The sequence below is a fragment of the Nocardia sp. NPDC004718 genome (genome assembly GCF_053601535.1).
In genome coordinates this window covers 149,366-172,668 of the sequence record NZ_JBSGCA010000009.1, presented here as the reverse complement: position 1 = coordinate 172,668, position 23,303 = coordinate 149,366, and the positions used below count along the sequence as shown (strand labels likewise).

General features: G+C 68.8%; 20 protein-coding genes and 1 pseudogene. 12 read left to right on the top strand and 9 right to left on the bottom strand.

Annotated features, from left to right (window positions below; translation table 11 throughout):
* Together ACWEH3_RS10055 and ACWEH3_RS10050 are read right to left on the bottom strand one after the other, a co-directional pair.
* Positions 1–878: hypothetical protein (locus ACWEH3_RS10055; RefSeq protein ID WP_452358300.1), on the bottom strand; the 878-nt coding region annotated here is incomplete at its 3' end.
* Between the two features lie 125 nt (positions 879–1,003).
* A pseudogene (locus ACWEH3_RS10050) lies at positions 1,004–1,186 on the bottom strand (helix-turn-helix domain-containing protein); the annotation flags it as partial.
* A gap of 676 nt (positions 1,187–1,862) precedes the next feature.
* Here ACWEH3_RS10050 and ACWEH3_RS10045 point away from each other — a divergent pair.
* From ACWEH3_RS10045 to ACWEH3_RS10035, 3 genes are read left to right on the top strand one after another with little or no spacing between them, the layout of a single operon-like run.
* Positions 1,863–2,216, top strand: a complete 354-nt coding sequence (locus ACWEH3_RS10045) for a hypothetical protein (protein WP_450015206.1) — start codon at positions 1,863–1,865, stop codon at positions 2,214–2,216.
* On the top strand, positions 2,213–2,653 hold the full coding sequence (locus tag ACWEH3_RS10040; protein WP_450015205.1) for a hypothetical protein: 441 nt from the start codon (positions 2,213–2,215) through the stop codon (positions 2,651–2,653). Before ACWEH3_RS10045 ends, ACWEH3_RS10040 begins: the two co-directional genes overlap by 4 nt.
* Before the next feature lie 23 nt (positions 2,654–2,676).
* Complete coding sequence (locus ACWEH3_RS10035) at positions 2,677–3,177, top strand: hypothetical protein (RefSeq protein WP_452358299.1); 501 nt, start codon at positions 2,677–2,679, stop codon at positions 3,175–3,177.
* Positions 3,178–3,205: 28 nt separating this feature from the next.
* On the opposite strand, the gene ACWEH3_RS10030 is transcribed toward ACWEH3_RS10035, so the two are convergent.
* From ACWEH3_RS10030 to ACWEH3_RS10020, 3 genes are all read right to left on the bottom strand, one after another.
* Positions 3,206–4,501 (bottom strand): bifunctional o-acetylhomoserine/o-acetylserine sulfhydrylase, encoded by a 1,296-nt coding sequence (locus tag ACWEH3_RS10030; RefSeq protein ID WP_450015203.1) that lies wholly within the window; start codon positions 4,499–4,501, stop codon positions 3,206–3,208.
* 48 nt (positions 4,502–4,549) lie between these two features.
* Positions 4,550–5,065 (bottom strand): OsmC family protein, encoded by a 516-nt coding sequence (locus ACWEH3_RS10025; protein ID WP_450015202.1) that lies wholly within the window; start codon positions 5,063–5,065, stop codon positions 4,550–4,552.
* A gap of 81 nt (positions 5,066–5,146) precedes the next feature.
* Positions 5,147–6,286, bottom strand: a complete 1,140-nt coding sequence (locus ACWEH3_RS10020) for an AI-2E family transporter (protein ID WP_450015201.1) — start codon at positions 6,284–6,286, stop codon at positions 5,147–5,149.
* 156 nt (positions 6,287–6,442) lie between these two features.
* On the opposite strand from ACWEH3_RS10020, the gene ACWEH3_RS10015 reads away from it, so the two are divergent.
* Complete coding sequence (locus tag ACWEH3_RS10015; RefSeq protein ID WP_452358298.1) at positions 6,443–7,894, top strand: SDR family oxidoreductase; 1,452 nt, start codon at positions 6,443–6,445, stop codon at positions 7,892–7,894.
* Positions 7,895–7,915: 21 nt separating this feature from the next.
* Here the strand turns inward: ACWEH3_RS10015 and ACWEH3_RS10010 are convergent, their stop codons facing one another.
* Positions 7,916–8,971 carry an alpha/beta hydrolase gene (locus tag ACWEH3_RS10010; RefSeq protein WP_450015199.1) on the bottom strand — a complete coding sequence of 352 codons (1,056 nt, stop codon included), beginning with the start codon at positions 8,969–8,971 and terminating at the stop codon, positions 7,916–7,918.
* 235 nt (positions 8,972–9,206) lie between these two features.
* Here ACWEH3_RS10010 and ACWEH3_RS10005 point away from each other — a divergent pair, with 235 nt between their 5' ends.
* The 3 genes from ACWEH3_RS10005 (at position 9,207) to ACWEH3_RS09995 (ending at position 13,775) form a co-directional block, all read left to right on the top strand.
* Positions 9,207–10,628, top strand: a complete 1,422-nt coding sequence (locus ACWEH3_RS10005; RefSeq protein WP_450015198.1) for a condensation domain-containing protein — start codon at positions 9,207–9,209, stop codon at positions 10,626–10,628.
* Positions 10,625–12,265 carry an MFS transporter gene (locus ACWEH3_RS10000; RefSeq protein ID WP_450015197.1) on the top strand — a complete coding sequence of 547 codons (1,641 nt, stop codon included), beginning with the start codon at positions 10,625–10,627 and terminating at the stop codon, positions 12,263–12,265. The genes ACWEH3_RS10005 and ACWEH3_RS10000 overlap by 4 nt, the downstream gene beginning before the upstream one ends.
* A 223-nt stretch (positions 12,266–12,488) precedes the next feature.
* The gene (locus ACWEH3_RS09995) at positions 12,489–13,775 is read left to right on the top strand and encodes a vWA domain-containing protein (protein ID WP_450015196.1); all 1,287 of its coding nucleotides are present in this window, start codon (positions 12,489–12,491) and stop codon (positions 13,773–13,775) included.
* An 85-nt stretch (positions 13,776–13,860) separates the two neighbouring features.
* On the opposite strand, the gene ACWEH3_RS09990 is transcribed toward ACWEH3_RS09995, so the two are convergent.
* A complete protein-coding gene (locus tag ACWEH3_RS09990) occupies positions 13,861–14,136 on the bottom strand; it encodes a hypothetical protein (RefSeq protein WP_355072692.1) in 276 nt (91 codons plus the stop codon).
* A gap of 316 nt (positions 14,137–14,452) precedes the next feature.
* Here ACWEH3_RS09990 and ACWEH3_RS09985 point away from each other — a divergent pair, with 316 nt between their 5' ends.
* The 4 genes from ACWEH3_RS09985 to ACWEH3_RS09970 all read left to right on the top strand — a co-directional run bounded on the left by ACWEH3_RS09985 (position 14,453) and on the right by ACWEH3_RS09970 (position 18,456).
* On the top strand, positions 14,453–14,746 hold the full coding sequence (locus ACWEH3_RS09985; RefSeq protein ID WP_195077704.1) for a hypothetical protein: 294 nt from the start codon (positions 14,453–14,455) through the stop codon (positions 14,744–14,746).
* 145 nt (positions 14,747–14,891) lie between these two features.
* The gene (locus ACWEH3_RS09980) at positions 14,892–16,313 is read left to right on the top strand and encodes a DUF1254 domain-containing protein (protein ID WP_450015195.1); all 1,422 of its coding nucleotides are present in this window, start codon (positions 14,892–14,894) and stop codon (positions 16,311–16,313) included.
* A 179-nt stretch (positions 16,314–16,492) separates the two neighbouring features.
* The gene (locus ACWEH3_RS09975; protein WP_450015270.1) at positions 16,493–17,722 is read left to right on the top strand and encodes a cytochrome P450; all 1,230 of its coding nucleotides are present in this window, start codon (positions 16,493–16,495) and stop codon (positions 17,720–17,722) included.
* Between the two features lie 8 nt (positions 17,723–17,730).
* Positions 17,731–18,456 (top strand): TetR/AcrR family transcriptional regulator, encoded by a 726-nt coding sequence (locus ACWEH3_RS09970; RefSeq protein WP_355072698.1) that lies wholly within the window; start codon positions 17,731–17,733, stop codon positions 18,454–18,456.
* Positions 18,457–18,463: 7 nt separating this feature from the next.
* Here ACWEH3_RS09970 and ACWEH3_RS09965 read toward each other — a convergent pair whose 3' ends face one another.
* Positions 18,464–20,476, bottom strand: coding sequence for a TerD family protein (locus tag ACWEH3_RS09965; RefSeq protein ID WP_450015194.1), 2,013 nt, complete (start codon positions 20,474–20,476; stop codon positions 18,464–18,466).
* A gap of 85 nt (positions 20,477–20,561) precedes the next feature.
* On the opposite strand from ACWEH3_RS09965, the gene ACWEH3_RS09960 reads away from it, so the two are divergent.
* A complete protein-coding gene (locus ACWEH3_RS09960; protein ID WP_450015193.1) occupies positions 20,562–21,059 on the top strand; it encodes a hypothetical protein in 498 nt (165 codons plus the stop codon).
* A 14-nt stretch (positions 21,060–21,073) separates the two neighbouring features.
* Here the strand turns inward: ACWEH3_RS09960 and pabB are convergent, their stop codons facing one another.
* Positions 21,074–23,293, bottom strand: coding sequence for an aminodeoxychorismate synthase component I (pabB, locus tag ACWEH3_RS09955; protein ID WP_450015192.1), 2,220 nt, complete (start codon positions 23,291–23,293; stop codon positions 21,074–21,076).
* Between the last annotated feature and the right edge of the window lie 10 nt (positions 23,294–23,303).

Here is a 23,303-nt window from a genome sequence, read left to right as displayed (position 1 = left end):
CCGCACCATACGGCGAAGCCGTGGACGGTGTCGACGCTGCGTGCTTCCGCACGAGCCAGCGCCCGCACTGTCTCGTGCACCATTGGATTCCAGCGAGTCTGCGCCGGGGCGATCGCTTTCGCGGTCAGTAGCGCATCCAAAGCGCGTGTGCGGTCTCCATGCAGGAGGTATGCGCGTGACAGGTCGATGTAGTGATGACCCGCGCGCTCCTTCGGTGTGCCATCCGGGATGACCAGCGACCGTGCCCGGTTGAGGGCTTCGGTGCCGTCCATGCTCTCCACGGCAAGTGCCACCGACCAGATTTCGACGTTCGTCGGTCCGAACGACAGGATGACGTCGCGATCGTCACCGAGGCGCAGCGCGGTCTCCCGGGCCTCCGCCAAGTGCTCGTTGGCAAGGTCGCGTTTGCCGGAGCGCGACGCGGCTAGCCCGGATTGCAGGTGCAGGCCGCCCCAGGCGATGAGGTCGTGGCGGTGTCCGGCACCGAGGCGGGGTTCGATGCCGGCCCGGCAGCGCTCCAAGAATCTGAGGGCGGCGGTCCAGTCGCCGCCGGAGGTGAGAAGCGCCGCACGGTGGAATTGACCGGTGGCGATCCACAGTTCGTTACCGGACTCGGCGGCTGCCCATGCGAGCCGATCGACGGCCACGGCGGCGAGGTCGCAATACCCGAGTTTGTGGGCGAGGCTGTGCGCGGAGTAGTACAGCTCGCACAGCAGAACGAGCGCTTGATCCCGCTCCCGGCGGCTGGTGCGGTGCACCGCAGCGCGTACCTCACCGAGCAGCGGTGGCAGAGAGTGGCCGAGTTTGTGGAATGACGCGGCACGGCGATATCGGCACACCTGCTCGACGTCGGCCTTGATCTGTCCGAAAGGGCGCACGTGAGAAACGTTGTCGTTATCCAGATCGTAAGCGGCCAGCTCATTTCGCAGCACCCGACTGCTGCGTGTACCTCGGTGTCGGGGCCAGGTGCAGGTGGATACGGCTGTCCAGTCAGGTCGGCAACACTGACCCGGAGGGCCTTGGACACGGCTCCGAGAAACGCCGGCGATGCGGGGGCCGTCCGTTGCTCGACCGCACGAACAATTCCGACGGAGAGGTTCGTTTTCTCCGCCAGTGCCTTCTGTGTCAGGCCGGCGAGCTTCTGGGCTTGGGCCACGCGTGCTGCGATTGCGGCGCGGTCATCCATTTCGCTCACCTTTCCATTCAACGACATCCGTTCGTACCGGAGTACTAAAAAGCTTGATACTTCGCGGGCTGTGTTGGGTCCAGAGTCGTAGCCAAGCCCCGGCGGTGGGTGAAGCCCTTACCTGATCAGGGCACACCATCGGCGTCCATGACGTCGTTGGGGGGTGACGAAAGCCCCTGGCGCCGGGTGCTTTCCATTCGACGAGAAGGGGATCGCTGCGGGATGGGAGAGGGTGACGAGGTCCGGCTGTCGAGGATCGGACAGTGGGAAACCACCGATGGCACACCGTACGGGCCGTTGGCGCGGGTGCGATGCCCAGGAACCCAGCACTGCCTACAGCTAGCGCCGCTCGAGAACGGGCGGCTCGGGCAGCATGTCCGCAACATTCCCGGCCCGTGCGGGTGGGTGGGGACCGTGATCGTGGATGACCGCCACGACGTCCCCCGCGAATACTTGATCAACCTCGCTCCAGTCACCGGGATAGACCGGCGGCGGTGGCGTGGCGGGGGCCGCGATGAATAGGTCGGCACCAGTTCTCGCCGACGCCCCCACGACAATTCTGGAGACTCCTGTGGTCCGGTGCCGGTTCTACCGGAACGTGTGCGGGCTGCCCGCACGCATCGATCCGGAATTGGGCCGTATCTTCCTGCCATCGGGGAGCTTTGGTGCGATCACGGTGCCTGCGCAGCTCGGCGCGACGGTGAAGATTCGCATGGCGAAGCTCGGCGACCCTGCCGGGCCGATCATCTCCCATCCGCGTTCGAAGCGGTGGACGTTCCTGGTGCGGCCGGACATCCCGGCCGATATGCCGCTGTTCTCGGAGTTGTTCCGGCTGAACGCGACTTTCGCTCGGATCGGTGCGCAGATCGCGTTGCCGTCGCCTGCCGATGGTGTGGGCGACCGGTTCCGGGTGTGGGCGCAGGCTCCGAGCGACTCGTACCGGCCGTCGGCGCTAGCGGTACTAGGCGCTATCCGGGACTGCGTCCGGACTGCGCTATATCCGGAAACCCCGTTACGGAGGAAATCATGACCATCGTTACCGCCATCCGCGCCGCCGTGCTCACCAGTGTGCTGGTGGCCGGCACGGTCGACATCGCCAACGCCGAACCCACCCCCGCCGCGAAGGACGAGATCGTGTGCTTCCCACACGCCATCGAGCCGTGGAAGACCGACCACGGCTCGATGGCCCCGATCAACTTCGGGTTCAAAGTGCACTGCACCGGTCGACCGGAGATGCGCAGCGTCACCACCAAGCTGTGGCGTTACGATGCTGCCGACGGGAAGTGGTACAAGCACGCCGAACGGATTGACACCTCCACAACCCCCGACGTGGAAGTGCTGTATTCGGCGTCTTGCTCGTCGGCGGGAATCCTTTACGGATTCCACACGGAAGTGAAACTGACCGCGGTGCACGGGACCTGGGACGACGGCGGCGACGACAGCGCCACCACCTCCGCGATCTGCTGACTCGGCAGGGAAGGGCACAGCCGATGGACACACTGGACCATCCAGCGGTCGTCGTGGCGCTCGATGCCCTCGCGGCAGCTGACCGGGACCTTGCACCGGTCAGCGCCGTCGTGCGTGACGACTTGGTCGCTGTCGTCATCGATGGCCACAAGGGCCGCTACATCGCGTTCGTCCATCCCGACGGCGACCAGTGGACCACCAGGGGAACAGTGATCGGTGCACCGCGACCGGTCGGGCCTCGGCACGAGCACACCCCCGCCTGGGAGGCGTTGCAACGACGCGGCACCCGGTTCCGGCCCGAGACCGCCGACCCGTCTGGCTCCGGCTGGTTCGCGGTGATCGGCCGCGCCGCCCGTGACGCGGTCATCCTGTCGGTTACCTCCACGCTGGACGAGTGCGTCGTGCCGATCGGCGCGGACGGTCTCGCGTTCGCTGTCGTCCGCGCGCTCGGCAGCGAAACACCCCACGTTACCGTGACCACCCGCGACGGGCGGGTGGTCACGGCCGGGCCGCTCGCGGCCTGACCAGGAGCCACCCGCCAGCGACAACGCGTCAGGATGCCGCGTCGAATCCGGCGCGCAGGTCGGCGAGGATGTCGTCGATTCCCTCGATGCCGACGGCGAGCCGGACCAGGCCGGGGGTGACGCCCGCGGCCAGCTGTTCTTCGGGGGTCAGCTGCGAGTGGGTGGTGGAGGCCGGGTGGATCACCAGCGAGCGGACGTCGCCGATGTTGGCCACGTGGCTGTGCAGGCGCAGCACCTCGACGAACCGCTTGCCCGCGTCGACGCCGCCCGCCAGCTCGAAGCCGATCACCGCGCCGGCGCCCTTGGGCGCGAGGGCGCGGCCCCGCTCGTACCACGGCGACGACGGCAGGCCCGCGTAGGACACCGAGGTGACTTCCGAACGGGTGGTGAGGAATTCGGCCACGGCCTGCGCGTTCTGCACGTGCCGCTCGATCCGCAGGCTCAGCGTCTCCAGGCCCTGGCTGATCAGGAACGCGTTGAACGGCGAGACCGCCGAGCCGAGGTCGCGCAGCAGTTGCACGCGCGCCTTCAGCGCGTAGGCGGGCGCGCCGAGTTCGGCGTACACGACACCGTGGTAGCTCGGGTCGGGTTCGGTGAAGCCGGGGAAGCGGCCGCCGGTCCAGTCAAACTTGCCGCCGTCCACGATCACGCCCGCGATGGCCGCGCCGTGTCCGCCGAGGTATTTGGTGGCCGAGTGCACGACGATGTCGGCGCCGTGGGCCAGCGGCTGGATCAGGTACGGCGTGGCGACGGTGTTGTCCACGATCAAGGGCACACCGTTGTCGTGGGCGACGCCCGCGATCCCCGGGATGTCGAGGATGTGGTTCTGCGGGTTGGAGATCGTCTCGCCGTACAGCGCCTTGGTGTTCGGGCGGATGGCGGCTTTCCACTGCTCGAGGTCGTCGGGGTCGTCGACGAAGGAGACCTCGATGCCGAGCTTGGGCAGCGAGTAGTGGAAGAGGTTGTAGGTGCCGCCGTAGAGCCGGGGGCTGGACACGATGTGGTCGCCCGCTCCGGCGATGTTGAGGATCGCGAAGGTCTCCGCGGCCTGCCCGGAGGCCAGCAGCAGAGCGGCCACGCCGCCTTCCAGGGCGGCGATGCGCTGCTCCACCGCGTCCTGGGTCGGGTTCATGATCCGGGTGTAGATGTTGCCGGGCTCGGCCAAGCCGAACAGCGCCGCCGCGTGCGCGGTGTCGCGGAAGGTGTAGGAGGTGGTCTGGTAGATCGGCAGGGCACGCGCGTTGGTCGTGCCGTCCGGAATCTGTCCGACGTGGATCTGCTTCGTCTCGAAGCTCCAGTTCTGGGACAGGTCGGGTTCGGTCATCGGGAAGGTCCTCCTTCTGGTGAGTGATCGAGCTGGTTGGGACGGCGGCTAATCGGTGATCAGCCTGGTGTCGACCGGAGTGCGCCCGGTCGTGAGGTCCAGTACCGGGCAGTGCGCGTCGACGGCCCGCTGGAGTTCGGCATAGCGCTGCTCGGTCTCGGGCCCGCTGAGGCGGACGGTCACCCGCACCGCCTGGAAGCCGGGGCGAACGTTTTCATCCAAGCCGAAGAACCCGCGCACGTCGAGATCGCCTTCGGCGCTCACCGCCAGTTCGTCGATCGTGATGCCGAGGCGCTGGGCCCAGAACCGATAGGTCACCACCTGACAGGCGATGAGCGACGCGAGGTACACCTCGACCGGATTGGGCGCGGTGTCCGCGCCGCCGAGCGCGGGCGGTTCGTCCACGCGCACGGTGTGTCGGCCGAGGCTGATCGCGCTGCCCACCGTCCCCTCCGGAATCCCGGAGGCACGGAACACCACCAGCGCGTTCGCCGGGTCGTCGGCGACCGCCTTCGCCGTCGCGTCGGCGATGTCGTTGAGCGGGGTGCCCACATCAGTTGTCATGTCCACTGACGCTAGAAACCGCAGGGGGCGACGGCGATAGTTACATTCGGACTGAGTGCAAGGATGGTGCGCGGTCCTGCGTCAGTCCGCGGGTTCGCTCTCCGGTTCCCGCGGTGGCGCGGTGGCCGCGTCGATCTGCTCGCCGAGGTAACGCAGGACCACCGCGGCGATCGCGACGACCGGCACGGCCAGGAACGCGCCGACGATCCCGTAGAGCGAGCCGCCCGCCGTGACCGCCAGCAGCACGATGACCGCGTGCAACTGCATGCTGCGGCTCTGCAACACCGGTTGCAGCACGTTGCCCTCCAGTTGCTGCACGGCCACGACGATGCCGAGCACGATCAGCGCGGTGACGAAGCCGTTGCCCACCAGCGCGACCAGCACCGCGAGGGCGCCCGCGACGAACGCGCCGACCATCGGCACGAATCCGCCGAGGAAGGTGATCACCGCGAGCACCAACGCCAGCGGCACCCCGAGGATGACCAGACCGGCGCCGATGAGCACCGCGTCGACCAGGCTGACCAGCGCCTGGGTCCGGATGAACCCGCCGAGCACGACCCAGATCCGGCTGAGCACCTCTTCCAGGTGCCTGCCGCCGCGGCTGCCGGAGACGCTGTGCAGCCAGGGCAGGAAACGCGGCCCGTCCTTGACGAAGAAGAAGCTCAGTACCAGCACGAGGAACAGGGTGATCAGCGCCGACGTCGCGGTGGTCACGCCGCTGAATACGCCGGTGGCGATCTGCGCGGAACTCGACTGCAACCGTGACACGATGGCGTCGACCGCGGAATTCAGCTGCTCTTCGCGGATTCGCAACGGCGGCCCCTGCAACCAGTCGCGCACCTGGTTGACGCCCGCGCTCGCCTTGTCGGCCAGTTCCGGGACCTGGTCGACCACCGAGGGCACGATCAGCGCGATCACACCGGCCAGCACACCGAGGAAACCGAGCACCGCGAGCGAGGCCGCCGCGGCGGGCGGCAAGCCGCGGGCGGTGAGCCAGCGCACCGGCGGCCACAGCACGGTGGCGATCACGATCGCCAGCGCCACCGGCAGGATCACCACCCACAGCCGGGCGACCACGAAGCCGAGCACCCACGCGCCCGCCGCGATCGCGACGATGCACAGCGCCCACTTGGCCAGCCACAGCAGGCCCACACCGATGACATCACCGCGATCACGCGGTGTGAGTTCGTCCGGTTTGTCGCTTTTGCTGCGTTCGCTCACCGGCCCAGTCTGGCACGCGCCACGAGATCGAGCGGGACTCGTGATCAGGCGACGCGGTCGATTCCGGGTCCTGTGCGCACTGGAGTCGCGGTTTGGCCCCGGCATCCCCGGTCATCACCTGAGCAAGTCATCGGAAGGGTGGTTGCCGTGCGGTGTGTGGTGTTCGGAGCGACCGGCTACATCGGCGGACGACTGGTGCCGGAGTTGCTGCGCGCGGGTCACTCGGTTCGCGTGCTGGCACGCACACCCGGCAAGCTCGCCGAGGCGCCCTGGCGCGACCGCGTCGAGGTGGTGGCGGGCGACGTGACCTCGGCCGCCGACGTGCGCGACGCGCTGGCGGGGCAGGAGGTGCTGTACTACCTGGTCCATTCGCTGACCCGCGCCGACTTCGACACGGTGGACCGGGAGGCCGCCACGCTGGTCGCGGCCGAGGCGGCGCACGCGGGGCTGACCAGGATCGTCTACTTGGGCGGCATCGTCCCGGGTGCGCAGCGGCTGTCGCGGCACCTGGCCTCCCGCACCGAAGTCGGCGAGATCCTGCAGGCGGGCGCGGTACCCGCCCTGGTGCTGCGGGCCGCGGTGATCATCGGTTCCGGCTCGGCCAGTTTCGAAATGCTGCGCTATCTGACCGAGCGTCTGCCGCTGATGGTCACCCCGCGCTGGGTGCGCAACCGGATCCAGCCGATCGCGGTGCGTGACGTGCTGTATTACCTGACGCAGGCGGCGACGCTGCCCGAAGGCGCGGGCGGCGCGTTCGACATCGGCGGCCCGGACGTGCTGACCTACGTGCAGATGATGCGCGCCTACGCCGAAGTGGCCCAGCTGCCGCGACGGCTGATCGTGCCGGTGCCGGTGCTGACGCCGTGGTTGTCGGCGCAGTGGGTGAATCTGGTGACCCCGGTGCCGCGCGCGATCGCCGTTCCGCTCATGGAGTCGCTGATCAACGACGTGGTCTGCCGCGACCACGCGATCGCGGGCCTCATCCCGGACCCACCGGACGGACCGACCGGTTACCGCAGAGCAGTGGCGTTGGCGCTGCAGAAGATTCGCGATCTGGACGTACCGACCAGGTGGTCGGACGCCCATCCGCCGGGCGCGCCGTCGGACCCGCTGCCCACCGACCCGGCGTGGTCGGGCGGGTCGCTGTACCGGGACGTGCGCGAACGCCACACCGATGCCGACCCCGCCACGCTGTGGCGGGTGATCGAGGCTATCGGGGGCGAGCACGGCTGGTATTCCTTCCCGCTGGCCTGGTCGCTGCGCGGTTGGATCGACCGGCTCGCCGGCGGCGTCGGTCTCGGCCGTGGCCGCCGCGATCCACACCGGCTGCACGAAGGGGAGGCGTTGGATTGGTGGCGGGTGGAGCGGATCGAACGACCTCGGACGCTGCGCCTGCGCGCCGAGATGCGGGTACCGGGACGGGCGTGGCTCGAGCTCGCGGTCGAGCCGGACGGTCCGGGCGCCACCTACCGCCAGTGCGCGGTGTTCGAACCGCACGGGCTGGCCGGGCATCTGTACTGGAAATCCATCGCGCCGTTCCACGCGGTTATCTTCGGCGGGATGGCGCGCAATATCACCGGCGCTGCGGAATCTTCCCGCGCCCGGTGACGCGGTCCGTCCGATCCCCGGCTATCCGGTGGCGGGGGACGCCACCGCCGCGGCGATCAGCGGCCACGAGTTGTGCAGGTCCTCTTGCCAGTAGCCCCAGGAGTGCGTGCCGGAGGTGCGGAAGTCGAACGTCGCGGGGATGTTCAATGCACGCAATCGGTCGCTCAGGTCGTGAGCGCACTGGTTGATGATCGCCTCCAGGAAGCCGCCGGTGACGAGCTGGCTGACCAGTTTGTCGCGATTGCCGTCGATGCCGGGCCCGTCGGGCCGGTCGAACGGTCCGGGTGCGCCGGTGCCGGTGGAGACGTAGATGGCAGTGCCGCGCAGTTGATCCGCGTGCAGGTACGGGTCGTTGGCGGCCCATCGGGCATCGGTGGGCGGGCCCCACATGTTGAGGGCGTTGCCGCGCCAGCGGGTGACGACGGCGGCGACCATGGCTTGGCCTTGCGGATCGCTGGTGCGGACGCACCCGCTGTAGGAGCCGACGGCTCGATAGAGCCCGGGGGCGTTGAGGGCGAGCTGGAATACCGAGGTGGCCGCCATGGAGATTCCGGCGACGGCGTTGGCGCCGTTGCCGGCGAAAGTGGCATCGATCAGCGGCGGCAGTTCTCTGGTGAGAAATGTCGTCCAGCGTTGCCTGCCCAGTACCGGGTCGTCCGCCCGCCAATCCGCGAAATAACTTCCCTCGCCGCCCATGGGCACGACGACATTCACTTGTTTGTCCCGGAAGAAATCCTCGATATCGGTCCGATCGGTCCAGTTGCTTCCTTCCGAGCCGCCGCTGGCTCCGTTGAGCAGATACAGCGTCGGCGCGGGTGCCGAAATATCCGGTGCGCGGATGACTTTCACCGGGATCGTGGTGCCCATCGCGGCGGAATGGATCCGCACGTCGGTCAGCCGACCGGTGCCAGGTTCGATGCCGACCACTCGGGCGTCATCCGCGGTCACCGTGTCCGGCGTCTGGGCCGTAGGTTCCGCTGTCGCCGCAGGCCAGGCCGGTGACAGCAGTGTCGCGGCGAGCGCGACGGCGATCGAGGTGATGATCGCGCCTGGCCTGCCTGTCGTTCGTGCCCGCACGCAAGACCTCCGAACCCGCTTCGTGCACCGTAGTCGTGGCGAAAGTAGGGCGCGGCCACGTTGCCCGGCAAGCGCTCGCGAGCATTCTTGGGAAACTCGACGAGCCGCCCGCGTCGCCTGCTGGTGGTGGTCACAAGATTCCGTGCCAACCATGGTCGTCGGATGATCGAAGTCGTTAACTTTCATGGGGGTTCAGCCGAGGATTTCTCCTCGCCGGTACGAATCGAGAACACCTGTGGTCAATTTCGGTTTCATCGACGAATGGCATCCCGCCGCGGGAAAGCTCACCAGCTGGCGCGCGGCGCCGGAATCGCTCGCCGCGGCGCGCCGCGCCCCGTCGCATCCGGCGCCGCCGTCGCATCAGCAGGAGGAATACCTGCGCGCCACGTACCGCAATGCCGATGCGGGCTTCCGCGTTTCGCGGGTGTGCATGCTCGCGTTCACGATTCCCGGCGCCCCGGACCATGCCGCGCTCACGCGCACGATCGACGCTTTCCTGCGCAGGCACGACACGTTCTGGAGCTGGTTCGTCCGCACCCCGGAGGACCGGGTGGAGCGCCGGGTACTCGACCCGGCGGACATCCGGATGGTGCCTATCGAACACGGCGTACACACCGAAAGCGACACCATCCGAGCGCACGTCTTCGCCGAGACGCCCGGCCCGCTGGACTGGGACTGCTTCAGTTTCGGCGTGATCGAGCACGCGGAGTCGTTCACGATGTACGCGGCGGTTGATCACCTGCACACCGACGGTGTGGCACAAGCACTGTCGTGCGTGGACCTGCTGACGCTCTACGGCAGCGAATTGTCCGGCGGCAGCCTGACTCCCGCGCCGGTGACCGGCCACATCGCGTACTGCGCGCGCGAGCGCCGCCACAGCGCCGAGCTGACCGCCGACTCACCGCAGATCTCCGTCTGGCTGGATCTGCTGCGGCGCAACGGCGGTGACGTGCCCGGTTTCCCGGTGGACCTGCGGGTCGACGGAGGCCAGCACGTCCGGGGCGCGCAGGTGACCACCGTCCTCATCGACGAACCGGGTGCGCTGCGCTTCGAGGAGGCCTGCCGGGCGCACGACGGCCGGTTCACCGGCGGACTGTTCGCCGCGGCCGCGCTCGCGGAGATCGAACTGGCGGGTGGCGACTGGTATTTCGGTCTCACGCCGGTGAACACGCGCCGCACCGACGGCGAGGCCGCCTCGGTCGGGTGGTACACGAATTTGATCCCGGTGGCCTTCTCGGTGGGCGCCGGGCAGTCGTTCGCGGAAGTGGTAGCGGCGGCGCAGCAGGCATATGACCAGGGCAAAGATCTGACCGACGTGTCCCTGCACCGGGCACTGCAACTGGCGCCGCCCGAGCTCGGTATCCGAACTCGGCCGGGTTGGAACGCACGCATGCTGTCCTACCTGGACATTCGCAAGATGGCGGGCGTCGAGATGTTCGACAAGATCGACGGCGGCATGTTCGCCAACCGCGGCAGTTCGCGCGAGGTCTACATCTGGATCAACAGGTTCACCGACGTCACCACCCTCAGCCTGCTGTTCCCCGACACCCCGCAGGCGCACGAGGCGATCGGACGCTACGTCACCGCCATGCAGGCGGTCGTGGCCGACGTCGCCGCGAAAGGCGACCGCGCGGTGCGGGTCGGCGCCCTTCCATGAGTACGCGAGCGAGCATCGCCACCGGCACGCCTTCGGTGGTCGTCGGCCCGGCGGAGTGGGCCGCGCTGGGCGCGTGCCTGCTCGCGGTGTTCATGCAGATGTTGGACATGACGATCGTCAACACCGCTCTGCCGAGCATCGCGAGGGACCTGGCGGCGCCCGGTTCGGCGCAAGTGTTCGTCGTGGCGGGCTACAGCCTGGCCTTCGCGGGCACGCTGATGACCGCCGCGCGGGTCGGGGAGTCGATCGGGCGGCGGCGCGTCTTCCTCGGCGCCATGGCGGCGTTCACCATGGCCTCGGTGTGGTGCGGCCTGGCCCACCTGCCCGGCGAGCTGATCGCGGCGCGCGCTGTCCAGGGCCTGTCCGCCGCCGCGATGTCCGCGCAGGTCATCGCCATCATCAGCGCGGTGTTCCCGAAGGGCAAGCAGCCGTTGGCCTTCGGGTTCTACGGCGCGGCCGCCGGTCTGGCGGCCATCGTGGGGCCGTTGCTCGGCGGCGCGGTCATCGCTTCCGATCCGTTCGGCCTGGGCTGGCGCGCGATCTTCCTGCTGAACGTGCCGCTGTGCGTGCTCGGCTTGCTGCTCGCGCACCGGCATCTGCACGTCGGCGGGCCCCCGACCAGGGAACGGCTGGATGTCGCCGGCGCGCTGCTGGCGAGCAGCGGACTGGTCGCCCTGCTGTATCCGCTCGCGGCCGGACGGGAACAACACTGGCCGCCGCGGCTGTTCGGGCTGCTCGGCGCCGGGCTCGGGCTGCTCGTCGTATTCGTCTGGCATCAGCGCAGGCGGCTGCGGGCCGGGGAAAGCCCGCTGCTGCGGATCGATCTCTTCGCGGACCGGGGCTTCGCGGTCGGCTCCGTGCTCACGCTGCTGTTCTTCGGGATCTTCGCCGCGTTCTTGTTCACCGTGTCGGTGATGGCGCAATCCGGGCTGGGATTCACCGCCTTGCGAACCGGAATCCTGGTTCTGCCCTTCGCGATCGGCGGCGCATGTGGCGCGCTGACCTCGCCGATCCTGGTGGCGAGGCTCGGCGGTCGCGGGCTCACCCTCGGCGTGCTGGTGTTCGCGGTCGCCATCGTGGTCATCGCGTCGACCGTCGATCCCGAGGACGCGGCGATCGATCTGGGGCGGCTCGCCGTCCCGGTGTTCGCCGCCGGAGCCGGGATGGGGCTGTTCGCCGCGCCGCTGCCCGCGGCCATGATGGCGGGCGTCGCGGAACGGGCGACCGGTTCGGCGTCCGGAACGGTGCCGACCGTGCAGCAGATCGGCAGTTCGCTGGGCGTGGCGGTACTCGGCGCGCTGTTCTTCCGCCGGGTCGACGCCGACACCGACCTCGGCGTCGGTCACGCGAAAGCCGTTCTGGCGGCATCGCTGACGAACTCCCCGGCGACGACCGCCCAGCGCGACGGTGTCGTCACGTTGTTCGCCGACTGCGCCGAATCGGCGCTGCGTTCACCCACCCCGCACCTCGACGCGCATACCTGTCCCGGCGCGGGGTCCGACCTGGCCGGACAGATCGCCGCCGCGCACACCTTCCTCGCCGCCTGCGTCACTGTGCTGTGGGTGGTCGCGGCGACCGCGCTGGTGCTCGTCGTGCTCAGTCTCGCGCTGCCGTCGCGGAACGGGGAGCCACGGTGACGGCAACCGGCGTGCTCGAGCCGGCATGCGGTGCCGGGCGGGGCGCCCCTGGCCGATCGGCCGCCGATGGCCACGCTGACCGGCACCGGTAACCGCTGACGGCGATATCGAATTCGGCGGCGGGTGAACCGGTATCGCCGCGGCGAACACACCGCATCCGGCCCGGGCCGGCCTTACCCTGATCCCGGTGGCGATTGCGGAGTGACGACGGCTGGGAGTCTCGATGGGCGCGGCATTGGTCAAAGGTCAGAACGGTGTGCTGGACCTGGCTCACGTACTGGTGTCGGTGCGCACCGAGGCGGCGGTCGATGTGTCGGCGCTCCTGGTGACCGAAGCGGGGCGCGTGCGATCCGACGCGGATTTCGTGTTCTTCAACCAGCCCAGCGCGCCCGGTGTCTCGCTGGCGGCGGGAACGCCCGGAGTGCTGTCGGTTTCGCTGGGTGATCTGCCCGCGGACGTCGCCCAGTTGCGTGCGGTGCTCACCCTCGACGATCCGGCGCAGACCTTCGGCCGGTTCGCGCCGCCGGTCGCCACGGTCGCCGACCCCGCGGGAAACGTTCTGTACGAGTACCGCATCGAAGGGTTGAGCAGCGAATCCGTGGTGATCGCGCTCGAGCTGTACCGCCGCCAGGGGGCGTGGAAGGTGCGTGCGGTCGGGCAAGGCTATGCGGGCGGGTTCGCCGCGCTGGTCACCGATCACGGGGTGAGTGTGGACGAGGAACCCGCCGGTGCGAACGTTCCTTCTCCGGATCGGGCCGTGCCGGATCTCGTCCCGGCGGCGGACGTGTTCACCGTTCCCGGCGAGGCGAAGCTGTCCTTCGAAAAGCGCGCGAAACTGGACCTGCGCAAGCGTGAGGTCGCGAAGGTCCTCATCGACAAGGACGCTTTCGGCATCCGTGCCCGCGTCGTGCTGGTCATCGACAAGACCGGCAGCATGCAACGGCAGTACCGCGATCAGGTGGTGCACCGCGTCGTGCAGCGGATGATTCCGGTGGCCACCCAGCTCGACGACGACGGCACCCTGGAGGCGTACCTGTACGCCCTCTCGTTCGCCAAGCTGCCCGACATCACCGTCGAGCACGGTGACGAGTGGGCCCGGACCTATCTGCATCTCGGCGGAACCCACGGCGACATCGATTACGACCGGCTCGGCGGCCGCAACGACGAACTACCGGTCATGCGCGACATCATCGACTCGTTGCGCCCGCGTGGCCGCCCCACGCTCGTGTTGTTCTTCACCGACGGCGGCTTCGCCAAGAAGCGCGAGATCACGGCGCTCATGCGCGAAGCCGCGCGGTTGCCTGCCTTCTGGCAGTTCGTCGGGCTCGGTCGCGCCAACTACGGTCTGCTGCGCGCTCTGGACGAATTGTCCGACCGGGCGGTCGACAACGCGGGCTTCTTCGCACTCGACGACATCGATCAGGTCGACGACGCGCAGCTCTACGCCCGTTTGCTCGGGAAGTTCCCGGACTGGCTGCGCGCAGCGCGAAACGCGGGCATTCTGCGCTGACAGCGCGAACCTGCCCTGCGCACCGCGCATCGCCCGCTTGTCATAGTGAAAAGCTATGGCGGTTCGCGATTCGGTCCGCGGCGGATCAGCCGATGACGGCGTTCATGATGGTGCCCGCGCTGGTGGCCACCACCCCGCCGATCATGGCTCCGGCCACCATCTTCGGTGACTCGAGCCCGCCGCCGGTCCACTTCTCCCAGGCGAAGCGGCCACCGGCGTAGATGATGCCGCAGATGCCCGACAGGAGCACGAACCACGTCAGGTAGCGGACCAGTTGGAGGAACTTGTCGGAGATCGGCGGTGCCTCGGGGCTGGGATTGCCGATCTGCGCCAGGGTGTCGTAAGCGGCGGCCAGGATCATTGTCGTTCGCTCATTCTGGATTCGGGACAGGGGCAAGTGATTCGCTGAGAAGATCGTATCCGTTCGCTCGCCGCGATGCAGTCAGGTCCATGTAGCGCAGGGAAGTTCGTGTTTCTCTCGCCAGCGCCCGGGTAGCCGAACTCCTGAGCCTGCTGCCCGTTCCGCCGCTGGGCGCGAAGGTTCCGCGCAGTGCGCACACCGCGGCGGCGTGTGGGCCCGTATCCTGGTTCGTGGCCGAATTCATCGGTGGTCGAACGGCTTTCGCAAAACGGCTGGTCGGCGGCAGGGTTGTATTCGAGCGTAGAGGGAGTAGACGGTGAGCATCATTCTGGCGTCGGTCGGCGATTCGTTCACGACGTTGGCGCAGATCGGCAATCCGACCCCGGAGGCGCCGCCTCTGGCGGACAAGCTCTTACAGTTCGTCCGGTACCTGACCTGGTTCGCGCTCGCGTCGGGCATCGTCAGCATCATCTACGCGGGCGGCAGATTCGCCTGGGAGAAGTGGAGCGGCGGCGGATTGCAGTCGCCGAAGATGATCGCGGGCGCGATGATCGGCGGGGTGGTGGCCACCAGTGCGGGCACCATCATGAACACCGTCCTGGAGTTCTGAGCGCGGGCGGCGCGCGGCGTTCCTACCCGCGTGGTCTCGCGGCGAACCTCCGCAAACGCCCTAGAACTGCGATTTCCGTCGCGGAGTGCGGTCGCGCTCCGGTGCGGGAATCGCGGTGCCGATAGGATCGGAGGCGGAGCGGATCATGGACGAGAGGACCGAAGGCAAGCTCACGATGTCGCGGCGCACGGCGCTCGGCATCGCGGTGTCGTCGGTGGTCGCGTTCGGATCGGCGGCATGTGGCGGATTCGGCCAGGATTCCGGGCCGCATCCCGTCCCGGGTGACGCCGCCACGATCGCCAAAGACGCCTACATATTCGGCTACCCGCTGGTGCTGCTGGACGTGACCCGGGTGGCCGCGGAGATGGTCACACCCATCAACCGTTTTCACCACGCCGCCTCGTTGCCCACTCCGGCGCAGCGAGACGTGGTCCGGCTCGACCGGGATACGCTGCGTTCTACCGCGTGGCTCGATGTGGCGAGCGAGCCGATGGTGCTGAGCGTCCCCGCGATGGGCGAGGGCCGGTTCTGGCTGGCCAAGGTGACGGACGCCTGGACGAACAATGTGCACAACCCCAGCAGCCGTCGGCCGGCGACCGAGTCGGCCGGGCCGCCGTATACCTATGCGGTGACCGGTCCCAGCTGGTCGGGTGCGCTGCCGAAAGGTCTCACGCCGTTGCCGATGCCGACGCCGACGGTGTGGCTGGTCATCCGGATCCAGGTCGACGGCGAGAACGATCTCCCGGCGGTGCGCGCCGCGCAAGAGGGATTGCGATTGGTGCCGTTGAGCGCCTGGACGGCGGGCATCGAGCCGCCTGCGCCCAACGGGACCGGGCAAGCGAACGTACAGCCGCCACCCGAGTGGGTCGCCGGGATGGACCCGCGGGTGTTCTTCGACCGGATGTGCGCGTTGCTGTCGACCAACCCGACCGCGCCCGAGGACGCGCCCGCCATGCGGCGGTTCGAGAAGATCGGGATCCGGCCGGGTGGCACAGTCGAGGGCATCTCGGATACCGAGCTCACGGCGGCGGTGGAGACCGCACGGCAGCAGATCCCGGTGTCCCTGGGTACGCGGACGGTCAACGAGAACGGCTGGCTGGTCGATCCCGACGTCGGCAGGTTCGGCACCAACTATCTGCTGCGCGCCGCCATCGCCCACGTGGCGCTCGGCGCCAGCCTGATGACCGAGAACGCCTACTATCCGACGCTGTTCGCGTCGACGGACGCCGGAGGTGGTACGGGCCGATTCCGGCTGCATTTCGCGCCCGGCCAGTTGCCGCCCGTGAACGAGTTCTGGTCGCTGACCGCCTATGCCGCCGACAACTACCTGGTGCCCAATCCGGCCGGCATCTACGCGGTCGGCCATCCGGATCCGGTGACGGTGAATCCCGATGGGTCCGCCGACATCGCGTTGCAGTACGCCGACCCGAGGGCGGGCGTCGCGGCCGGGAACTGGCTGCCCATTCCCGAATCCGGACAATTCTCGCTGACCCTGCGCCTGTACGCGCCGAAGGCGGAGGCCGTCCAGGGGCGCTGGCGTCCCCCGCCGCTGTCACCGGTGCTCTGACTCGATTCGCGTGAAGTCCCGCCGCCGCTCCGGGCGATCGGGTGACAGATACCGCGCGGAGACAAAAGTAAACGGGTTTTACTAAACGGTGTTCACGAAGCCTGGTTCTGTGGTTGCATCTACCTTGACCGTGTTCGTCAAGGTCTGCGCCCAGACCGCCGTAGGAGTTAGCCGTGACCGTGACCACGCCCTCGATCCCGACGGGGTTCGACTTCACCGACCCCGATCTGCTCGCCACCCGCCTGCCCATCGAGGAGTTCGCCGAACTGCGCCGCACCGCCCCGGTGTGGTGGTGCGCCCAGTCCGATCGGGCCAGCGGTTTCGACGACGGCGGCTACTGGGTCGTCTCCAAGCTCGCGCACATCAAGGAGATCTCGAAGAATCCCGAGGTGTTCTCCTCGCACGAGAACACCGCGATCATCCGGTTCAACGAGGAGACCACGCGCGAGCAGATCGACATGCTCGGCGACATGCTGCTGCTCAACCAAGACCCGCCCAAGCACACCAAGACCCGCCGCATCATCTCCAAGGGCTTCACCCCGCGGGCGGTGGAGAGCCTGCGCGCCGCATTGACCGAACGCGCCGCGCGGATCGTGCACGAGGCCCGAAAGTCCGGCAGCGGCGACTTCGTCGAACAGGTCGCCTGTGAACTGCCGTTGCAGGCCATCGCCGAGCTGATCGGCATCCCGCAGGAGGACCGCAAGAAGATCTTCGACTGGTCCAACCAGATGATCTCCTACGACGATCCCGAGTTCGAGGGCGATCACCACGCCGCCACCGCCGAGGTGATGGGTTACGCCTGGAACATGGCCGAACAGCGGCGCGCCTGCCCGGCCGAGGACATCGTCACCCAGCTGGTGAACGCCGATATCGACGGCGAGCACCTCGGCTCGGACGAGTTCGCGTTCTTCGTCATCCTGCTGTCGGTGGCGGGCAACGAGACCACGCGCAACTCGATCACCCACGGCATGAAAGCGTTCGTGGACCATCCCGAGCAGTGGGAGATCTACCGGCAGCAGCGTCCGCGCACCGCGCCCGACGAGATCGTCCGGTGGGCCACCCCGGTCACGGCATTCCAGCGCACCGCCACCCAGGACACCGTGCTCGGGGGCCAAGAGATCAAGAAGGGCCAACGGCTCGGACTGTTCTACAGCTCGGCCAATTTCGACGAGGAAGCGTTCGCGGATCCGTTCACCTTCGACGTGCTGCGCGATCCGAACCCGCACGTGGGCTTCGGCGGCACCGGCACGCACTACTGCGTCGGCGCGAACCTGGCCCGGTTGCAGATCGATCTGATGTTCAACGCCATCGCCGACGTGATGCCCAACCTGCGCCAGGTGTCCGAGCCGGTGCGGCTGCGGTCGGGCTGGCTGAACGGGATCAAGCGCTGGGACGTCGCATACGCTTGAATCGATCAGTGCAACAGTCCAGACCACGGGGCCGCGCGCCGGTGGTGACCGACACCGACATCCGGCGGGTGGCCAGCGCGCTGCTGGTCGAACGCGGGCCCGATGCGGTCACCCTGCGCGCCATCGCGCGCGAACTCGGAGTCACCGCGCCCGCGCTGTACCGGTACTACGACTCGCTGGAAGACCTGCTCGAGCGGCTGCGGCTGGACTTCTGCGCCGACCTGGCCGGGGAACTGACCGCGGAGATCGCCACGCTGCCCGACGACGGCGCCGCGCAGTTCTTCGCCATCTGCCGTGGCTTCCGGCGCTGGGCGCTGACGCACACCAGGGAGTTCACCCTGGTGTTCGCCTCGCCCGGCGCGGGCCAGGCCCGCGCGCTGCGCCGCTTCGACGAGCCCTTCGGCCGGGTTTTCCTGGCCGCGGCGGGCAGGCTGCTGGCGAACTACGACATCGTCACGCCATCGACGGACGTCATCCCGCCGGAGTTGCGTGAGGATCTGGTGCACTTCCAGACCGAACTGCTGGCGGCGCTGTCGGAGTCGGGCCAGAAGTTCCCCGCCGAGAAACTGGATCTGGGTGTGACGTACCTGATGATCCAGATCTGGGCGCGGCTCTACGGCCACGTCACGCTCGAGGTGTTCGGGAACTACCCGATACCGCTGGACAACCCGGAGATCCTGTTCGACGCGATGCTCGCCGATCTGGGCCGCACCGCGGGCCTGCTCGGCGAGTGAGCCGGGTTCAGATGCGGGCGCCTTTGGCTCGGTTGCACGCGCGGCACAGGATCTGGAGGTTGGCGGCGCTGGTCGCGCCGCCGCGGCTGAGCGGGATGATGTGGTCGAACTCCAGGTAGTGCCCGTCGCCGCATTCGACGCAGCGGCCGCCGTCGCGCTGCCACACCTCCGCTTTCACCTCTTGCGGGATGCTGCGGGTGTCGCGCTGGCCTGGCGTGAGAACGAGACGTTTGGCCACGCGCAGCGCGCCTTCCAGCGCGGCCGAGACGTAATCCGGATCGTCGACCGCGAAGGTCGCGCCGCCGCGCGCGGACGTGGCCGCGAGTACCACCGTTCCCTGTTCCGTGTGCACGGAAACCACTCGTGACCACGGCATTTCGATGCCGGTATCGGCGCCGACGAAACGCAGCTTCTTGTTGCTGCCGATCAGCCTGCCCTCGGTGAACTTCGGGCCGCGTGCGAGCTGACGCACGTGCGTCGCGGGCAGATCGAGGTGCACCGTCTCCTCTGGGTCCAGGTGCAGGCCGGGTGTGCGGACGATCGGCAGATCGCCCGTACGCAGCCGGTAGAGGGTGTGCCCGCGATGCATTCGCCTGCGCAGATCCTCGATCAGCGGTCCGCCGAGCGCGAGTTCGGTGACCGCCTGCTCGAACAGCTCCAGTTCCGCGTGCCGGACTTCACCGTCGGCGAAGGCGAAGGTCACCAGCCGCTCCACGTAGCTGAGCCCCGCGTCGCGCAGGACCGCGCGGCCCGCTTCGGCGTCGATGCGCTGGTAACGCAATGATGCCCACAGGTCCGCCCACTCGGGGCCGCGTGGCCCGTGGCCGGTGAGCACCCGCCACGCCCGCGTGTGCCAGTGGACGAGGTACTCCTCGATCTCCTGGGCGCATCTCTGGCACGGCGCGAACCCACCGAAGAACTTGCGGCGCAGCGCGTTTCCGCAGCGTGCGCAGTGGCGGTCGCCGGGCGGGGGTCGGAGATACCGGTCCTCGGTCCATATGGTGCCGTCCCACCAGCGCATGGTCTGCGGGTTGTCCGGATCCGGGTGCCAGTCCGCGAGTTCGGGGTGCGGGGGCGGCGGAGCGGGCGGTGCGGTGTCGCGGCTGTGCCGGTGGAGGTCGACCGTGCGGTGGGTGTGTGGGCGCGGCAGGGGAGACGTATCGCCACGGTCGAGCACTTCGGTGCGTGGCCGGGCGGGGGTGTCTACGCCCGGGCGTACTTCGGTGCCTTCGAGCCGCCCGGGCGAGTCGTCGGTGCGGATGGGTTCGCGTTGGACCGGCGCGTTTTCGGCGAGGTCCGTTCCGATTTCGGCGGGAGTTTCCCCGTTTCGCGCGGAGTGGCCGGAGGGCAACGATCCGTGGGGGAAGCGTCGTGCCGAGGTCGGGTCGTGCCGAGCGGACCGTTCGGTGGCGGGTTCCGCTCCGGCCGGAGAAAGTCGTTCTTGGGCGGACGAATTCGCCGCCGGGCGTCGCACCCGGAACGGGTTGGTGGGATGCGTGGTGCGGGCGGTCGCCGAGGGATCGTTGACCTGGACGCCGAACTCGGTGACCAACCCGGCCAGTCCGCTGGACCAGCCCTGGCCGATCGCGCGGAACCGCCACTGCCCGTCGCGGCGGTAGAACTCGCCGAACATCAGCGCCGGCACCGCCTCCGCGTCGTCGATCTCGAACGTCACGACCGCCCCGTCTACCGAGTGCACGGCGACGGTGAGCCCGTGGATGTCGCCGAAGGTGCCGTCCTCCAGCGAGCCGGAGACGACGATGCGGTCGATGTCGGCTTCCGTGCGCGGCAGTGAGACGCTCAGCCGCGCGGTGCCCGGCGCGGGCTCCTGATCGAGCGTGACCGCCTGCGAAACGTGCCGTGGCGCGTTGTAGAACACCAGGTCGCGATCCGAGCGCACCGCGCCCGACGCGTCCAGCAGCAGGGCGTGCGCGTCCACCGTGTGCTCCGATCGCCATGAAACGACCACGGCTAGAAGGGATGTCGGTACCGCTGCGTTCGCGCCCTTGCTGAGTTTCATGGTGCTCGAACTATGCCATGACCCTCCGACACGCCGAACGCGCGAGGGCCGGTCCTTCGGCGGGGCGTGCGGCACAGTGTTCCCCATGACGAACCCGAAACGCCCGGGTCGTAGGCCGCCGACCCCGAAACTGCCCGGTGGGCGTGTGCCCGGTCCCGCCGACGTGCTGGCCGCCGCCCAGGCGGCGGTCGAGGCGGCGCAGACGGCCGCGGGCCAGGCGCTGGAAGCCGCTCAGCTGACCGCGACATCGGCGTTCGACACGGCGGTGCGGCTGCCGCCCGCGTCCGCTCAGCTGGCCGCGCAACTGCCCGGCTTGATCGAGAGCCTGTCGACCGCCATCGAGCGGCTCAACTCCACCATCGATCGGCTCGACCGCACGTTGGCGCTGGCCGATCCGGCCTTCGCCGCCTACGACCGCCTGCTGCCCCGGCTGGAGGCGATGATCTCGCTCGGGGAGGACGTGCTCGGGCGGCTGGCGAAGCTGCCCGGCTTCGCCTTGCTCGCCAAGCTGACCGGCTTGAGCGCGTCGGAAACGCCCGCAGAGGAGCCCCCCCGGCGAAAGTCCGGCAAGCGGCGCAAATAGTCGAGGTCGGACGCTCAGCGGTGCGCGTGGTCGGCGGCCGCGCGCAACGTGGCGGCCGCCTTGAGCAGAACCTCGTCATACTCTTCGGCGGGATCGGAGTCGAGCACGATGGCCCCGCCCGCGCCGATCCGCCAGCGCCCGCCGTAGCGGACGGCGGTGCGGATCACGATGTTCAGGTCCGCGGTGCCGCCGAGACCGAGGAAACCGATGGTGCCCGAATAGATCCCGCGCGCTTCGGTTTCCAGCGCATCGATGATCTCCATGGTGCGCAGCTTCGGCGCACCGGTCATCGAGCCCCCGGGAAAACAGGCTCGCAGGCAATCGACCACGCCGACCTCCGGCCGCAGCCTGCCACGCACCGTCGACACCAGTTGGTGCACGGTCGCGTACTGCTCGGTGGCCATCAGTTTCGGGACGTACACACTGCCGATCTCGCAGACCCGGCCCAGGTCGTTGCGCAGCAGATCGACGATCATGAGGTTTTCCGCCCTGGTCTTCGGGCTGTCGGCCAGCTCGCGGCGCAGGCGCTCGTCCTGCTCCGGCGTCGCGCCGCGCGGTGCGGTCCCCTTGATCGGCTTGCTCTCCACGATGCGGCGGCGGTCGACCTTGAGGAAGCGCTCCGGGGACGAGCAGGCGATGTCGAGATCGTCGAAGCGCAGGTAGGCGGCATACGGGGCGGGGTTGCACCGGCGCAGGGTGCGGTAGAAGTCGAGGCCGTCGGCCGCGGTGGCGGGAATCGTGGCGCTGTCGGTCAGATTGATCTCGTAGGACTCCCCGGCATACAGCCGCTGCCGGCAGACCGCGATGTCGGCGAGATAGCGCTCCCGGCCGCGGGTGAGCAGTGGCGCGACGGCGTCACGGTCCGGCGGCAATTCGAGTGGCGGTGGATTGGTCCAGGTCGGAAGGGTGTCGAGGGTTTCGCGGGTGTCGCGCAGCCAGTCGGCGGCGGACCGGGCGGTCTCCACGTCGTCGCTCAGCGCGAGCAGATGGGTCCGCTCGCCGACGTGGTCGACCACCACCATCCGGTCGGCGAAGATCCACTGCGCGTCCGGGGTCGCCGCGCGATGCGCCGCGTTGCCGCCGCAGTCGGCTTTGACCTCGTAGCCGAGATAGCCGACGTAGCCGCCGGCGAAATCGAAGGGGAGATCGGGCAGTTCGAGCCTGCGTGCGCGCAGCTCGGCGGCCAGGAACTCGAGAATGCCGCCGGATGCGGTGCGCCGGTGCCCGTCGGACGACTCCACGGTCACCTCGCCGTCGCCCACGCGGTAGCGCAGTACCTCGGCCAGCGGACCGCTCGCGTCGCCCAGGAAGGAGAACCGGTCGGCCCCCGGTTCGACGTGCTCGCTGTCCAGCCAGAACGCGGTGGGGGAGTTGGCGTACAACTGCACGAACGCGCTCTCGGTATCGATCGGCCGTTCCAGGACGGCCCGCTGGAGCCGGAAGGTCCGCGGCACCGTGCCATCGGAACCCGTGCGCCCGGCGGGACGCGCGAGTTCGGCTGCCGCGGCGGGGAACTGCTCCGGTGCGAGCGGCATCGGCGAGGCCGCGGTGCGCGTGACGGAGAGCGGAAAGCCGGCGGCGACCGGCCCGGCGACGAACTCACCCCCGGGGTCGATCGATGCGCTCGCCGCCGGGACGGTGCGCCTGCTCCGGTGCGCCGTGGTGAGTCTCGCGAAGTTGCGCAGCAGAGCCGCGCCGAACTCACTGGCGATCGATTCCGGATGGAACTGCACGCCCCATTGCGGTCGCGTGCGGTGCCGCACACCCATCACGACGCCGTCGCCGGACAGCGCGGTGACCTCCAGATCGTCCGGCAGCGGCCGTAGCGCGCACAGCGAGTGGTAGCGCACGGCGGTGAAGCTCTGCGGAACGCCCGCGAACAGGTCCTGGCCGTCGTGCTCGATGCGATCGAGATATCCGTGCCGGGCCGCGGGCGCCTCGGCGACCACGCCGCCCGCCGCGACCACGATTCCCTGATGGCCCAGGCACACACCGAGCAGCGGCAGGTCGCTTTCGCGAATGACCGCCGTGGAGATCCCTACATCGCGGGCCACGTCCGGTCGCCCCGGCCCGGGCGAGACGACGACGTTGTCGTAGCGTCCCAGATCGAGTTCGGCGACCGTGCGCGCCTCGTCGTTGCGCACGACTGTCGGCTCGACGCCGTTCACCTCGCTGATCAGCTGGTACAGGTTGTAGGTGAACGAGTCGTAGTTGTCGATCAACAGCGTGCGCATGGTGCTCGAA